This window comes from Providencia sp. 6390, from assembly GCF_058148425.1.
On sequence record NZ_JBYVYL010000005.1, the window covers coordinates 254,053 to 269,152 of the forward strand.

General features: G+C 43.8%; 12 protein-coding genes and 2 tRNA genes. 2 read left to right on the plus strand and 12 right to left on the minus strand.

Annotation, left to right across the window (positions count from 1 at the left end; genetic code table 11):
• Positions 1–38: 38 nt before the first annotated feature.
• The 10 genes from infB to rlmE all read right to left on the minus strand — a co-directional run bounded on the left by infB (position 39) and on the right by rlmE (position 10,810).
• The gene (gene infB, locus AC3Z9T_RS12765; protein WP_490126497.1) at positions 39–2,771 is read right to left on the minus strand and encodes a translation initiation factor IF-2; all 2,733 of its coding nucleotides are present in this window, start codon (positions 2,769–2,771) and stop codon (positions 39–41) included.
• A gap of 23 nt (positions 2,772–2,794) precedes the next feature.
• Positions 2,795–4,303, minus strand: a complete 1,509-nt coding sequence (gene nusA, locus AC3Z9T_RS12770) for a transcription termination factor NusA (protein ID WP_490126498.1) — start codon at positions 4,301–4,303, stop codon at positions 2,795–2,797.
• 23 nt (positions 4,304–4,326) lie between these two features.
• On the minus strand, positions 4,327–4,779 hold the full coding sequence (gene rimP, locus AC3Z9T_RS12775; RefSeq protein WP_490126499.1) for a ribosome maturation factor RimP: 453 nt from the start codon (positions 4,777–4,779) through the stop codon (positions 4,327–4,329).
• A gap of 206 nt (positions 4,780–4,985) precedes the next feature.
• Positions 4,986–5,062, minus strand: a tRNA-Met gene (locus AC3Z9T_RS12780).
• Positions 5,063–5,121: 59 nt separating this feature from the next.
• Positions 5,122–5,211: transfer RNA gene (locus AC3Z9T_RS12785), tRNA-Leu, on the minus strand.
• A gap of 96 nt (positions 5,212–5,307) precedes the next feature.
• Positions 5,308–5,646 (minus strand): preprotein translocase subunit SecG, encoded by a 339-nt coding sequence (gene secG / locus AC3Z9T_RS12790; RefSeq protein ID WP_490126500.1) that lies wholly within the window; start codon positions 5,644–5,646, stop codon positions 5,308–5,310.
• 257 nt (positions 5,647–5,903) lie between these two features.
• Positions 5,904–7,241, minus strand: coding sequence for a phosphoglucosamine mutase (gene glmM, locus AC3Z9T_RS12795; protein WP_490126501.1), 1,338 nt, complete (start codon positions 7,239–7,241; stop codon positions 5,904–5,906).
• Complete coding sequence (gene folP / locus AC3Z9T_RS12800) at positions 7,234–8,082, minus strand: dihydropteroate synthase (RefSeq protein WP_490126502.1); 849 nt, start codon at positions 8,080–8,082, stop codon at positions 7,234–7,236. The genes glmM and folP overlap by 8 nt, the downstream gene beginning before the upstream one ends.
• 67 nt (positions 8,083–8,149) lie before the next feature.
• A complete protein-coding gene (ftsH, locus tag AC3Z9T_RS12805; RefSeq protein WP_490126503.1) occupies positions 8,150–10,132 on the minus strand; it encodes an ATP-dependent zinc metalloprotease FtsH in 1,983 nt (660 codons plus the stop codon).
• 48 nt (positions 10,133–10,180) lie between these two features.
• Positions 10,181–10,810 (minus strand): 23S rRNA (uridine(2552)-2'-O)-methyltransferase RlmE, encoded by a 630-nt coding sequence (gene rlmE / locus AC3Z9T_RS12810; protein ID WP_490126504.1) that lies wholly within the window; start codon positions 10,808–10,810, stop codon positions 10,181–10,183.
• A gap of 207 nt (positions 10,811–11,017) precedes the next feature.
• On the opposite strand from rlmE, the gene yhbY reads away from it, so the two are divergent.
• Positions 11,018–11,311 (plus strand): ribosome assembly RNA-binding protein YhbY, encoded by a 294-nt coding sequence (gene yhbY / locus AC3Z9T_RS12815; RefSeq protein WP_490126505.1) that lies wholly within the window; start codon positions 11,018–11,020, stop codon positions 11,309–11,311.
• A 280-nt stretch (positions 11,312–11,591) separates the two neighbouring features.
• On the opposite strand, the gene greA is transcribed toward yhbY, so the two are convergent.
• A complete protein-coding gene (greA, locus tag AC3Z9T_RS12820) occupies positions 11,592–12,068 on the minus strand; it encodes a transcription elongation factor GreA (RefSeq protein ID WP_490126506.1) in 477 nt (158 codons plus the stop codon).
• 261 nt (positions 12,069–12,329) lie between these two features.
• Here greA and dacB point away from each other — a divergent pair, with 261 nt between their 5' ends.
• The gene (gene dacB / locus AC3Z9T_RS12825; protein ID WP_490126507.1) at positions 12,330–13,778 is read left to right on the plus strand and encodes a serine-type D-Ala-D-Ala carboxypeptidase; all 1,449 of its coding nucleotides are present in this window, start codon (positions 12,330–12,332) and stop codon (positions 13,776–13,778) included.
• A 75-nt stretch (positions 13,779–13,853) separates the two neighbouring features.
• Here dacB and cgtA read toward each other — a convergent pair whose 3' ends face one another.
• On the minus strand, positions 13,854–15,029 hold the full coding sequence (cgtA, locus tag AC3Z9T_RS12830; protein ID WP_490126508.1) for an Obg family GTPase CgtA: 1,176 nt from the start codon (positions 15,027–15,029) through the stop codon (positions 13,854–13,856).
• Positions 15,030–15,100 lie beyond the last annotated feature (71 nt).

Genomic DNA, 15,100 nt, shown 5'->3' on the forward strand with positions numbered 1-15,100 from the left:
ATTAGTACCCACATATTAAATCGTGGGCACTAGTGAAATTAACCGTCAATTGAACGTTTAATTTCAATTACTTCAAAGACTTCGATCATATCGCCAACACGAACATCGTTGTAGTTCTTAACACCGATACCACATTCCATGCCATTACGCACTTCGTTGACGTCATCTTTAAAGCGACGCAGTGATTCAAGCTCACCTTCGTAAATAACCACGTTATCACGTAAAACACGGATTGGGTTATTACGTTTGATGATCCCTTCAGTCACCATACAACCAGCGATTGCACCAAATTTCGGTGATTTAAATACATCACGAACTTCTGCAAGACCCATGATTTGCTGTTTGTACTCAGGCGCCAACATACCGCTCATTGCTTGTTTGATTTCATCAATCAGGCTATAGATAACGGAGTAGTAACGTAGGTCGACGCTTTCACTTTCGATAACACGGCGAGCAGATGCATCAGCACGTACGTTAAAGCCAAGGATGATTGCGTTAGACGCTGCAGCCAGTGTTGCATCAGTTTCAGTGATACCACCAACGCCAGAGCCGATGATTTTGATTTTAACTTCATCAGTTGACAGTTTCATCAGTGAATCAGTGATCGCTTCACAAGTTCCTTGAACGTCGGTTTTCAGAACGATATTCAATTCAGAAACTTTACCGTCTTCCATGTTAGCAAACATGTTTTCCAGTTTAGATTTCTGCTGGCGAGCCAGTTTAACATCACGGAACTTGCCTTGACGATACAATGCAACTTCACGAGCTTTCTTCTCATCACGAACCACTGTCGCTTCATCACCTGCTGATGGGACGTTTGACAGACCGAGGATCTCAACAGGCATTGATGGGCCCGCAGATTGTACCTCTTTACCTAGTTCGTTACGCATTGCACGAATACGACCGTATTCAAAGCCACACAGTACGATATCACCTTTGTTCAAGGTACCTTCTTGAACAAGGATCGTTGCTACTGGACCGCGACCTTTATCAAGGTAAGACTCAACAACAACACCGCTTGCCATACCTGCATAAACCGCTTTCAGTTCTAAAACTTCAGCTTGCAGTAGGATTGCGTCGAGCAGGTCATCAATACCTGTTCCTTTTTTCGCAGATACGCTGATAAACTGAGTATCACCACCCCAATCTTCAGAAATAACGCCATATTGTGACAGTTCATTTCTTACGCGGTCTGGATCAGCTTCTGGTTTATCAATTTTGTTCACAGCAACAACGATTGGCACACCAGCAGCTTTCGCATGTTGGATAGCTTCGATAGTTTGTGGCATCACACCATCATCTGCTGCAACAACCAGGACAACGATATCCGTTGCTTGCGCACCACGAGCACGCATCGAGGTAAACGCGGCGTGACCTGGGGTATCTAAGAAAGTGATCATACCTTTGTCAGTCTGCACATGGTATGCACCAATGTGCTGGGTGATCCCACCCGCTTCGCCTGAAGCAACTTTAGTTGAACGAATATAGTCAAGTAGTGATGTTTTACCGTGGTCAACGTGACCCATAATCGTCACTACTGGTGCACGTGGCTCTTCAACTGCTGAACCAGTATCACGGTCGTTCATTACCGCTTCTTCTAGCTCGTTTTCACGACGCAGGATAACTTTGTGCCCCATTTCTTCTGCAACAAGTTGTGCAGTTTCTTGGTCAATGACTTGGTTGATAGTCGCCATAGCGCCCATCTTCATCATTGTTTTAATAACTTGTGAGCCTTTAACGGCCATTTTGTTAGCCAGTTCGCCAACGGTGATCGTTTCACCGATAACAACATCACGGTTTACCGCTGCAGCAGGCTTAGTAAAGCTTTGTTGCAGTGAGCTACCCTTACGTTGTTTACCTTTGACGCGACCAGAACGGCCAGCAGCGCGTTCTTCTTCACGATCAGCTTTCTCAGAAAGTTTGTTGCCTTTCTTCTGGCGAGGCGCTTTCGCACTACGGTTACGAGAACGACGGCCTTCTTCTTTCTCATCACTCTCATCTTCCGCTGCACGCGCATGTTGAGAGGTTGTTGTGTGATAGTCGCTATCTTCTTCAGACTTTGAATCACTGGTCCATTTTTCGCCGTTTTCTTCTGCCATTTTACGCGCCTCTTCTGCAACGCGTTTCGCTTCAGCTTCAACTTTACGTTGAGTTTCTTCTTCCGCTTTGCGTTTCAGAGCTGCGGCCTCGGCTTCAAGGCGCTGTTTTTCAGAATTGCTCTCACCGGCTTTGCCAGCTTTTTGATGATTTTCGCTTGGTTTCACTTTTTCTCTTTCCGCTACTTCGCGCGTAGCTTTTTCAGCTGCTTCACGTTTTGCTTTGTCTTCGGCATCACGTTTTGCCTGTGCTTCATGCTTCGCATTTTCTTCTGCGATACGTTTAGCTTCAGCTTCACGTTTTGCCAGTTCTTCAGCTTCGCGCTGTGCCTGCTCTTCCGCTTCACGCTTCGCCTGCTCTTCCGCTTGCGCTTGCTCAGCGTCACGGTTCACATAAGTGCGTTTTTTGCGGACTTCTACATTTACCGATTTACTTTTACCACCGGTGACTGGAACACTCAACGTACTACGCGTTTTACGTTGCAATGTTAACTTACTCGGCTGACCCGCCGAGCCGCCGTGTTCACGATTTAAGTGCCCCAGCAATGTTTCTTTTTCTGACTGACTAACAGAGTCATTCTCACTTTTTTTGATCCCTGCTTCAGCAAATTGCTGTACTAGGCGCTCAACTGTGGTTTGAATTTCTGCTGCCAATGATTTTACAGTTTCTGTCATGCCGTTCCTTCCTGCTACAGTGTTTACGCATCGTTACCGAACCAGCAAATATTACGTGCAGCCATGATGAGTGCTCCTGCTTTCTCACCATCCAGACCTTCAATATCAATCAGGTCGTCGATGCCCTGCTCAGCAAGATCTTCCAGTGTACAGATACCATGAGTAGCCAAATTATAAGCTAGAGTATTATCCATACCTTCCAGATTCAATAAATCTTCTGCTGGCTGATTATCACCTAGGCTCTCTTTTTGAGCCAATTCAATCGTGGTTAGGGCCGCTTTTGCTCTTTCACGTAGAACTTCAACAGTATCGGAGTCGAGACCGTCAATTTCCAGAAGCTCTTTAATAGGCACGTAGGCCAGTTCTTCTAACGTCGAGAAGCCTTCTTCAACAAGTGCAGTGGCGAACTCTTCATCAATATCAAGATGCTTGGTGAATGTGTCAATAGAAGCATGTGCTTCTGCCTGATGTTTAGCATTCAGCTCTTCTGCAGTCATGACATTCAGTTCCCATTTGTCATCACCACGGTGTTTTTTCAGTAATTGTGCTGCTAAGCGAACGTTTTGACCATTACGGCCAATCGCTTGAGCCAAGTTACTGCTTTCTACGGCAACATCCATCGTGCATTTGTCTTCATCGACCACAATAGATGCCACATCAGCCGGAGCCATTGCATTAATAACGAACTGAGCTGGGTTATCATCCCATAACACAATATCAATTCGCTCGCCGCCTAATTCACTAGATACGGCTTGAACCCGTGCACCGCGCATACCTACGCAAGCACCGACTGGGTCAATACGCTTATCGTTAGTTTTCACTGCGATCTTAGCGCGAGAACCTGGATCACGAGCAGCAGCTTTGATTTCGATGATCTCTTCACCAATTTCAGGTACTTCAATGCGGAACAGTTCAACCAACATTTCAGGACGAGAACGGGTAACAAAAAGCTGTGCACCACGTGCTTCAGGACGAACATCATACAGGACTCCGCGGATGCGGTCACCTGGACGGAAGTTTTCACGTGGTAACATGTCTTCACGCAAAATAACCGCTTCAGCATTGTTGCCCAAATCTAACGTGATATTTTCACGATTAACTTTCTTCACTTGAGCAGTGATGATTTCACCTTGTTGCTCACGGAATTGGTCAACTACCATTGCACGTTCAGCTTCACGAACTTTTTGAACGATAACTTGTTTTGCCGTTTGTGTCGTAATACGGTCAAAAACAACAGATTCAATCTGATCTTCAACATACTCGCCCAGTTTAAACTCTGGGTTTTCATATTGTGCTGCTTCTAACGTGATTTCACGTGTTGGCATAGTCACTTCATCAACGATCAACCAACGGCGAAACGTATCAAAGTCACCTGATTTACGGTCGATTTCTACACGAACATCGATCTCTTGCTCATATTTCTTTTTGGTTGCTGTTGCTAGTGCAGTTTCCAGAGCCTCGAAGATTTTTTCACGAGGGAGGGATTTTTCGTTAGAAACCGCTTCAACAACAGCCAGAATTTCTTTGTTCATCCTAGTTGCCTCATTGAACTTAATTAAAAGTGGGGGACCAAGTTAGCTTTCTGGATGTTGCCAAGGGCGAACACTTCATCCTTACCATCCACAGTAACCGTTATCATTTCACCTTCGACGGATTTAATAATACCTTGCCATCTACGGCGGTTCTGCATCGCAATGCGCAAAGTCAGTGCCACCTCTTCACCGACAAAACGCTCATAATGGGCGACAGTGAACAGCGGGCGCTCTAGCCCTGGTGACGAAATTTCTAGGTTATAAATAACAGAAATTGGATCTTCGACATCCAATACTGCACTCACCTGATGGCTGACATCAGCACAATCATCAACGGTGATGCCTTCTTCACTATCAATGAAAACACGCAATGTCGATGTACGCGCGCGGACAAACTCTAAGCCTACAAATTCAAAGCCAAGTGCTTCCACCGGTGCTGAAATCATCTCTGTTAATTTTTGCTCTAATGTGGACAAGCCCACCCCCAGACATAAAAAAAGGGCTATAAAAGCCCAGTTAATTCGATTGTCAAATAACAAAAAACCCCGAAATTTCGGGGCTTTATGAAACTGGACCCTGTAGTGCCAACGGGTTCACCATGTTCTTAGTATATCTTTAAAATCTAGATAAATCGATGAGAATTTACGATAAATACATCTGACAAGATATGTTGACTAAGAATTGGTTGCGGGGGCCGGATTTGAACCGACGACCTTCGGGTTATGAGCCCGACGAGCTACCAAGCTGCTCCACCCCGCGTTCGAAAACGTGACATATTCTACACAGATAACTCGTAGATCACAAGTCATCTTAAATAATGGTGCCGAGGACGGGACTTGAACCCGTACGCCCGTTTTGTAGGCACTACCACCTCAAGGTAGCGTGTATACCAATTTCACCACCTCGGCACTGAGGCGAGGTTATCCGTTTATAATAAACAATAACCTCAAATTCTTTACTTCTTTGATGATGGCTTAAATGCCTTCATCCGGGATCTTTAACACTTAACGAGGAATATCACTCGTAGGTGTAGCTGGTGCTGCCGGAACGTCTGTTGGTTGCTCGACTTTAGTAGGTTCACTAATGTTTTCCCACTTGCTACCAGTTCCGTATTTGTTGGCAGTCATATTGCCAAGAATCAAACTGATAACGAAAAACACAGCAGCCAAGATCCCAGTCATACGGGTCATGAAATTACCTGAACCCGATGAACCAAACAGTGTTGCAGAAGCACCCGCACCGAATGATGCACCCATGTCAGCACCTTTACCTTGCTGTAACATGATCAGACCAATTAGGCCGATTGCCGCTAGCAAGAAAATAATTAAAAGAGCTATGTACATTTGAGTTACCTATTCAGTTGCGGTTCATAGTATCTATGACCTGTAATACTGCACACCTGCTCTATCGCCCTTGAGGAATGACCTTTACGGGAATGAGCAGGTGCGAATACTAACCAATGCTGAGCTGACAAGCAAGTCAAATTTTATTTCCTTAGTTCATTTGCGGAAAAAAACAACAAATGAATGAAATAACCGACAACATGATTTTCAGCCCAACAACAAGCCTATTTTTAAACAGTAGTCACCAATAAATTTTACTAGCCTGCTGCTTTCACTGCATCAGCAATACGATTAGCCATTGCTAATACATCGGCTTCGTTTTCACCTTCAACCATAACGCGGATCAGAGGTTCAGTACCTGACTTTCTCAACAATACTCGGCCTTTGCCTGCGAGTTCTTTTTCAACTTGCTCGTTAGCCGCTAATACTGCTTCACTTTGTAGCGGATCATGCGAACCTGCGAAACGCACGTTAACCAATACCTGTGGCAGTAATTTCATACCGCTGCATAGGTCATGTAGACTCATTTGGTTACGCACCATCGCACTTAATACCTGCAAACCAGCAACAATACCGTCGCCCGTTGTGGTTTTGTCTAATAATATAATGTGGCCTGAGTTTTCAGCCCCCATGCGCCAACCTTTTTCTTGTAATTTTTCAAGAACGTAACGGTCACCGACTTTTGCACGCTCAAAAGGTATACCGAGCTGTTTTAGTGCAATTTCAAGGCCCATATTACTCATTAAAGTACCAATCACACCGCCTTTAAGTTGGCCTTGGCGTAGCGCTTCGCGAGCGATGATATACAGGATTTGGTCGCCATCAACCTTATTACCTTGGTGATCAACCATAATTAAACGGTCACCATCACCATCAAATGCCAAACCGACGTCAGCTTTCTCAGCAATCACACGCTCTTGCAGCATGCGTACATCTGTTGCACCGCATTTTTCATTAATATTGATCCCATTAGGCTCACAACCAATAGCAATAACGTCTGCGCCTAACTCACGGAAAACGTTCGGTGCAATGTGGTAAGTGGCACCATTCGCACAATCAATAACCACTTTTAAGCTAGAAAGGCTTTGTTCGCTTGGGAAGGTGCCTTTGCAGAATTCAATATAGCGGCCTGCTGCATCCACAATACGGTTTGCACGACCCAGTTCTGCCGATTCAACACAAGTAATTGGTTTTTCCATTTCAGCTTCAATGGCTTCTTCAACTTCATCAGGTAATTTTGTGCCATCGATAGAAAAGAATTTAATACCATTATCATCATAAGGGTTATGTGATGCTGAAATAACGATCCCTGCTTCTGCACGGAAAGTACGAGTCAAATAAGCAACCGCAGGTGTTGGCATTGGACCCGTGAAAGAGGCCGAAAGCCCAGCTGCCGCTAAGCCAGCTTCTAGCGATGACTCCAACATGTAACCAGAGATACGCGTATCTTTACCAATAATAATTTTTCGTGAACCGTGACGCGCAAGCACTTTACCTGCTGCCCAGCCTAATTTTAAAACGAAATCAGGTGTAATTGGGCTATCACCTACCTTGCCACGAATACCATCAGTACCAAAATATTTACGGTTACTCATACGCTAACTTTTCCTTTTCTGACAGAGTCATCTGAACGATCTTCATTGCATGAACTGTCTCTTTAACATCATGGACACGAATAATTTGCGCTCCTTGCATCAAAGCAATGGTTGCACAAGTAATGCTGCCCGCAAGCCGTTCTTGAGGTGGAACATTCAATAAGTTCCCAATCATAGATTTACGCGACACACCTGCCAATAGCGGTAATCCGAAATCATGAAACTGATCTAAGTTTCCTAATAATTGGTAATTATGCGACAAGTTCTTACCAAAACCAAAACCAGGATCAAGTATTATCTGTTGTCGCTTAATACCTGCTGCGACACAACGCTCAATTTCTGAATAAAAATAATCTTTCACTTCTCGCACCACATTTTCATAATTAGGTGCTTCTTGCATGGTACGAGGCTGACCTTGCATATGCATAATACAGACTGGCAAGCCTGTTTTGGCTGCAACTTCTAGGCTACCCTCTTCATGTAATGAACGAATATCATTGATTAGATGCATACCTGCCTTAGCGGCTTCTGACATAACCTCTGCTTTTGAAGTATCAACAGAAATCCACACATCAAAACGTTGTGCGATGGCTTCTACGATGGGGATCACACGATCTAATTCTTCATTAACGGAGACATCAGCGGCACCAGGGCGCGTTGACTCACCGCCAATATCGATAATGGTTGCCCCCTCATTGACCATTTTAGCAACGTGTTCAATAGCATCATGATAACGATTATGAGTGCCACCATCTGAGAATGAGTCAGGAGTAACATTCAGAATCCCCATCACTTTGGGCGTTGATAAATCAAGTTCACAGCCTCTAGCATTGATTTTCATTACTATTATACCTCAATGTAAAAAACCCCAGTAAACTGGGGTTTCATATTACTAATCTAACAATAACTTACTGTGGTTTATTATCGTTAGTATTGTCTGATGAGTTAGATTCATCAGCGCTATTTTTTGGTTCTTCAGATGAAGAAGTCTCAGTGTTTGTTTCAGGTTTTGAACTACTAGAACCTGCACCAAACGAACCTGTTACATTACTGACTTTTTTGTCTTCATCCCAACCTGCTGGCTCACGCACTGGACGTCTATTCATCAGATCATCAATCTGAGGCATATCAATCGTTTCATATTTCAATAATGCATCTTTAGAGGCATGCAAAATATCAATATTGTCTGTTAGCGTTTTATAAGCTAGCTGGTAACAATGGTCTAGGATAATTTTGATTTCTTCATCAACAATACGTGCTGTTTCATCAGAAATACCTGAGCCATTGCCTGAAGAACGACCTAAGAATGCAGGGCCTTCCTCTTTAGAATACTGCATTGGGCCCAAACGGTCTGAGAAGCCCCATTGAGTTACCATGTTACGTGCAGTATTCGTTGCAAATTGAATATCAGATGAAGCACCTGTTGTTACTTTATCGCGACCGTAAATCAGCTCTTCTGAGATACGACCTGCATAAGCGGTTGCAATCATACCCTCAAGTTTCAAACGGCTACGACTTACTTCATCACCTTCAGGTAAGAAGAAAGCCACACCCAGTGCTTGCCCACGAGGTACAATTGTGACTTTATGAACAGGATCATGCTCAGGCATCAAATGACCCACGATCATATGCCCTGCTTCATGGTAAGCCGTCGATTCTTTTTGCTCTTCAGTCATCATCAGAGAACGACGCTCAGCACCCATCCAAATCTTGTCACGCGCTTTTTCAAACTCAACCATTGACACCACACGCTTATTTGCACGAGCTGCAAACAGTGCGGCTTCGTTGACTAAGTTAGCCAATTCAGCACCAGAAAAACCTGGCGTTGCACGTGCCAAAATAAACGTATCTACGTTCGGGTCAATCGGTACACGACGCATATGAACTTTCAGAATTTGTTCACGGCCACGTACATCAGGTAAACCAACCACAACTTGACGGTCGAAACGGCCTGGACGTAATAACGCAGGGTCGAGTACGTCTGCACGGTTAGTCGCTGCAATGACAATAATACCTTCATTACCTTCAAAACCGTCCATCTCAACCAACATTTGGTTCAACGTTTGCTCACGCTCATCGTGACCACCACCTAAACCAGCGCCACGCTGACGACCGACCGCATCGATTTCATCGATAAAGATAATACAAGGCGCGGCTTTTTTCGCTTGTTCGAACATGTCACGCACACGAGATGCACCAACACCCACAAACATTTCGACAAAGTCAGAACCTGAAATAGTAAAAAATGGGACTTTTGCTTCGCCAGCGATCGCTTTAGCAAGCAATGTTTTACCCGTACCTGGGGGCCCTACCATCAGGACGCCTTTTGGAATTTTACCACCCAACTTTTGGAAACGCGCTGGTTCACGTAAGAACTCAACGATTTCGCCAACTTCTTCTTTTGCTTCATCACAACCTGCGACATCTGCAAAGGTTGTTTTGATCTGGTCTTCAGTCAGCATTCGCGCTTTGCTTTTACCGAATGACATTGCCCCTTTACCGCCACCACCTTGCATTTGGCGCATAAAGAAGATCCAGACACCAATCAGCAGAAGCATTGGGAACCAGGAAATAAAGATAGATGTTAGTAAGCTAGGTTCTTCTGGTGGTTCACCAACGACAGTTACATGCTTGTTTAGCATGGTATCTAACAGCTTCTCATCCTGCATAGGAAGATAAGTTGTATAGCGGCTATTATCCGCCTTTCTGACGTTTAATTCACGACCTGTGATACGAACTTCACGTACCTGATCCTGGGCTAACTCATTGATAAACGTAGAATAATCGACTCTGCGACTATTCGAATCGCTTGGGCCAAAACTCTGGAACAAGGACATCAGAACAACTGCGATGACTAACCAGAGAATCAGGTTTTTCGCCATGTCACTCAAGGGATTAACCTCATATTACAACTGTGTTAACAAATAACGCTCAGGGTACTACAGTTTTAGCCCTGTCGCTACAATGTATACTTCACGCGATCGTGCCCGCGAAGATTCGGGTTTACGAACTTTTACTTTCGTAAATAGGGAACGGATATCCCTTAGGTACTCATCAAAGCCTTCTCCCTGGAACACTTTGACAATAAAACTTCCCCCAGGAGCCAATACTGCACGGCACATATCCAAAGCTAACTCAACCAGATACATTGATCGAGGTATATCGACCGCTGGAGTCCCGCTCATATTAGGTGCCATGTCAGACATGACTACCTGAACTTTTTTATCACCAACTCGTTCCAACAACGCTGCTAGCACCGCCTCGTCACGAAAATCCCCTTGAAGGAAATCGACGCCAACGATAGGATCCATTGGTAATATATCACATGCAATCACCCGACCATTTTGGCCTATTTGGCTGACAACATACTGTGACCAACCTCCGGGTGCAGCACCCAAATCAACAACGGTCATACCTGGTTTAAAAATTTTATCACCTTGCTGGATTTCATCCAGTTTAAACCATGCACGCGAGCGAAGCCCTTTCTTTTGTGCTTGCTGAACATATTTATCACTAAAATGTTCTTGCAGCCAACGGCTGGAGCTTGCCGAACGTTTTTTACTGGTCATTGAATTTTCCAACTATACACATAGAAACACATCTATTCCCAATATCCCCACAACTACATGCCTACTAACACTGTTACTAACATATAACCTGAATATTTTGGGTATTTATTGTCACTTCTTTACCACCCGATAGAGATTAATTGATGGTGATAGATATCAGATGGCGGTAGAATAAGCCATTTTCAATACTAAAGAAGTAAAAAATCGATGAATCTTAATAAAAAACAAATTCAGCACCTGAAAAGCCTAGCTCACCACCTAAACCCTGTTGTTATGATTGGCAACAATGGGTTAACTGAAGGTGTTTTAGCTGAAATTGAACTTTCATTAGCTCACCATGAGCTTATCAAAGTCAAAATCGCAGGCGAAGACCGCGAAACTAAAAATTTGATCGCTGAAGCGATTGTTCGCGAAACAGGTGCTGCTAATGTACAAATTATAGGCAAGATACTTGTTCTTTACCGCCCATCTGCTGAACGAAAAATTATTTTACCTAAATAATTACCCTTAATTTATATAAAAATGCCATTAAAGGCAGCTTTTATATGAAGAAAAAGGCCGCTTTCGGCCTTTTTCACTGCGGAAAAACATAATTATGTTTAGCTACAGTCATTAAGGTCGTTGAAATAAACAAGGAAAATCAATTTATTTGATTTTCGGCTAATCACACGAAGCGGGAAAAACTACGCTTTTATCCCGCTCCGTCAACCACTTCAAGGCCACTAGCGGCCTTTTTTCACTAATACCGTAAAATAATATAACCAATTCAGTGAAATAGGAATCAGATATACTCAACTTTAAGAATTTCGAACTCTACATCGCCACCCGGTGTTTTGATAACAACAACGTCATCAACTTCCTTACCTATCAAACCACGAGCAATCGGAGAGTTAACAGAAATCAGATTAACCTTAATATCTGCTTCATCATCCCCAACAATACGATAAGTCAATTCTTCATCGGTATCGACATTCAAAACACTCACTGTTGCACCAAAAATGACACGACCGTTATTTGACATTTTAGTCACATCAATCACTTGAGCATGAGAAAGTTTAGATTCAATTTCTTGAATTCGACCTTCACAGAACCCCTGCTGTTCACGGGCTGCGTGATATTCTGCGTTCTCTTTCAAGTCACCATGTTCACGTGCTTCAGCAATTGATGCAATAATTTCCGGGCGGCGGACAGATTTAAGAAACTCGAGTTCTTCTCTAAGTTTATCTGCACCAAATACCGTCATTGGAATCTGTTTCATTGATAAATACCTCTGTTTCAATCCTATCTAAAAATAAGTATCTTCCTGATTTTTGTAACAACAGTACACTAAACACCCTACAAAATAAGGGGGGTGTTTGAACAATACACAGGCCGTGAATACGTTTTGAAAACCCATTCACACACTTATCTTATCACAATGGTAACCATTCTAACGTAGACTTAATAGCGGGTCATCGTTTACTTTTTTAGGCATTACACTTTAGTATGTACACTATGTCTACCCTAATGCGTGAAATTTATGCCGTTATTAACACTCACCAGAAAATGGATCATCACTTTAGGACTCACTTTTACAGTTGGGCAAGCGCTTGCTATTCCGATTGATGATTATAAGCAATATTTACCCGATGGTACTAACCTCGCTCTGGTTGCGCAGAAAGTTGGTAGTGATACCCCCATTATTGATTACAATGCGCAGCAAATGGCATTGCCTGCCAGTACACAAAAAGTGGTGACTGCGCTAGCAGCTCTTTTGCAACTGGGGCCTGATTATCGTTTCGTCACTAACTTTGAGACTGATGCGAAACTGAACAATAATACATTAGCGGGTGATCTTGTGATCCGCTTCAGCGGCGATCCCACTCTTACACGCCAACAAATACGCAATATGGTTAATGCGTTAAAACAAGTTGGTATTCATAAAGTCGATGGCGATTTGATCGTCGATATTTCTGCATTTACCAGCCATGACAAAGCACCAGGGTGGGTGTGGAATGATATGACTCAATGCTTTAGTGCTCCACCGGCAGCAGCTATTATTGACCGCAACTGTTTTTCTGTATCTCTTTACCCCGCAGAGAAAGTGGGTGATATGGCTTATATCAAGTCGGCTAGCTTCTATCCCGTTAATATGTTTAGTGAAGTCAAGACCATTGCTAAAGGTGCGCCTGAAGGACGTTACTGTGAACTTGATGTAGTTCCCGGTGAGTTAAATCGTTATACATTAACGGGCTGCTTATCACAGCGTAGTGAGCCTTTGCCCCTCGCCTTTGCAGTACAGAATGGTGCCAGCTATGCAGGTGCGATTGTTAAAAATGAATTACTAAACGCAGGTATTGAAATTACAGGCCATGTGAAAAAACGCACCTTCCCAGCAGCTCAATCGCAAGTATTGGTGAAAACAGAATCGAAGCCATTACATGACTTACTTAAGGTGATGTTGAAAAAATCTGACAACATGATCGCTGATACCGTTTTTAGGACTATTGGTCGTGATTATTATGGCGTGCCGGGTACATGGCGCTCAGGATCCGATGCAGTTCGCCAAGTTCTAAAACAAAAAGCAGGAATCGATCTAGGTAATACCGTGATGGTCGACGGCTCGGGTTTGTCTCGCCATAACCTCATCACACCAGCCACAATGATGGAAGTGTTGCAGTTTATCGCCAAAAACGATCAACAGCTTGATTTTATTTCGATGCTACCTCTAGCCGGCCATGACGGTACATTGCGCTATCGTGGCGGTTTAGATGAAGCAGGTGTGAATGGCAAAGTTTCTGCTAAGACAGGAGCGCTACAAGGGGTGTATAACCTTGCGGGCTTTATTACAACAGCAAGTGGTCAGCGTGTTGCGTTCGTGCAATATATTTCTGCCTATGCAGTACCTCAAAGCCAACAACGCAGCCGACGTGTTCCGTTAGTTCGTTTTGAAAGTCGACTCTATAAAGATCTTTACCAAAAAAATTGATCGTTTGATTCTATTTCAAACAAAAAGCCCACAATAATAATAATGTGGGCTTTTTTAATCGTCTAAATGATCAGCTTACTTTTGATAAATGATTTCGACGCCTTCGTCGTCTTCATCATCCCAATCGTCATCCCAATCATCATCGAGATCTTCTGCACCTTCGAGTTGCTCTTTATGATAGTCATCCCACATAAATTCAACTTTTTCAGGCTGCTTCTCGTCTTCTGTTACTGCCATATTGCGCGGTTGAGTTTCCATAAACTCCATAATGTCCCAGCACAGTGCTTTCACGCCTTCGTGATTCACCGCAGAGATCATATAGTATTTATCTTCCCAGCCCATTGCTTTAGCAATCTCAGCCGCACGCGCAGCGGACTCTTCAGCACCTAAAATATCCACTTTGTTAAACACTAACCAACGTGGTTTCTCTGCCAGTTTTTCACTGTATTTTTCAAGTTCGCTAACAATGATCTTGGCGTTTTCGACAGGATCAGACTCATCGATCGGACAAATGTCGATCAGGTGCAATAACACTCGGCAACGTTCCAAGTGTTTAAGGAAACGGATCCCTAAACCTGCGCCTTCAGCTGCCCCTTCAATCAAACCTGGGATATCAGCAACCACAAAGCTTTTTTCGTTATCCATGCGCACTACACCTAAACTAGGCACAAGTGTTGTAAATGGATAATCGGCAACTTTTGGTTTTGCTGCTGATACCGAGCGAATGAAGGTGGATTTACCTGCATTAGGCATCCCCAGCATCCCTACATCAGCTAATAGCATCAATTCTAACATCAAGTCACGTGTTTCACCTGGCGTACCCATAGTACGTTGACGTGGAGCACGGTTAACTGAAGATTTGAAGCGGGTGTTGCCTAAACCATGAAAACCGCCTTTAGCGACCATATGACGCTGTTCATGACGCGTCATGTCTCCAAGTACCTCTCCAGTACCTAAATCGCGTACACGCGTTCCTACGGGCACTTTAATCGTGATATCTTGACCACGTTTGCCTGTGCACTCACGGCTTTGACCATTTTGACCGCGCTCAGCACGGAAAGACTTCTCAAAACGGTAATCGATCAGGGTGTTGAGGTTTTCGTCTGCTTGTAAGTAGACATCACCGCCGTCACCGCCGTCACCGCCGTCAGGTCCACCTTTTGGAATATATTTTTCACGGCGGAAGCTGACACAACCATTGCCACCATCTCCCGCCACAACCAATATTTTGGCTTCATCAACAAATTTCATAATTCTTTCTCCGTTTGATAGCCATATTATAGTGCTGGATGGCCGCGTTACCCAGAGATGGCGTATTTTGA

What these genes read in the sequence shown, in the direction of transcription:
- glmM (WP_490126501.1), bottom strand. Translation starts at nt 7,241, where the DNA reads ATGAGTAACCGTAAATATTTTGGTACTGATGGTATTCGTGGCAAGGTA.
- infB (WP_490126497.1), bottom strand. Translation starts at nt 2,771, where the DNA reads ATGACAGAAACTGTAAAATCATTGGCAGCAGAAATTCAAACCACAGTT.
- folP (WP_490126502.1), bottom strand. Translation starts at nt 8,082, where the DNA reads ATGAAAATCAATGCTAGAGGCTGTGAACTTGATTTATCAACGCCCAAA.
- secG (WP_490126500.1), bottom strand. Translation starts at nt 5,646, where the DNA reads ATGTACATAGCTCTTTTAATTATTTTCTTGCTAGCGGCAATCGGCCTA.
- greA (WP_490126506.1), bottom strand. Translation starts at nt 12,068, where the DNA reads ATGAAACAGATTCCAATGACGGTATTTGGTGCAGATAAACTTAGAGAA.
- cgtA (WP_490126508.1), bottom strand. Translation starts at nt 15,029, where the DNA reads ATGAAATTTGTTGATGAAGCCAAAATATTGGTTGTGGCGGGAGATGGT.
- rlmE (WP_490126504.1), bottom strand. Translation starts at nt 10,810, where the DNA reads ATGACCAGTAAAAAACGTTCGGCAAGCTCCAGCCGTTGGCTGCAAGAA.
- yhbY (WP_490126505.1), top strand. Translation starts at nt 11,018, where the DNA reads ATGAATCTTAATAAAAAACAAATTCAGCACCTGAAAAGCCTAGCTCAC.
- dacB (WP_490126507.1), top strand. Translation starts at nt 12,330, where the DNA reads ATGCCGTTATTAACACTCACCAGAAAATGGATCATCACTTTAGGACTC.
- nusA (WP_490126498.1), bottom strand. Translation starts at nt 4,303, where the DNA reads ATGAACAAAGAAATTCTGGCTGTTGTTGAAGCGGTTTCTAACGAAAAA.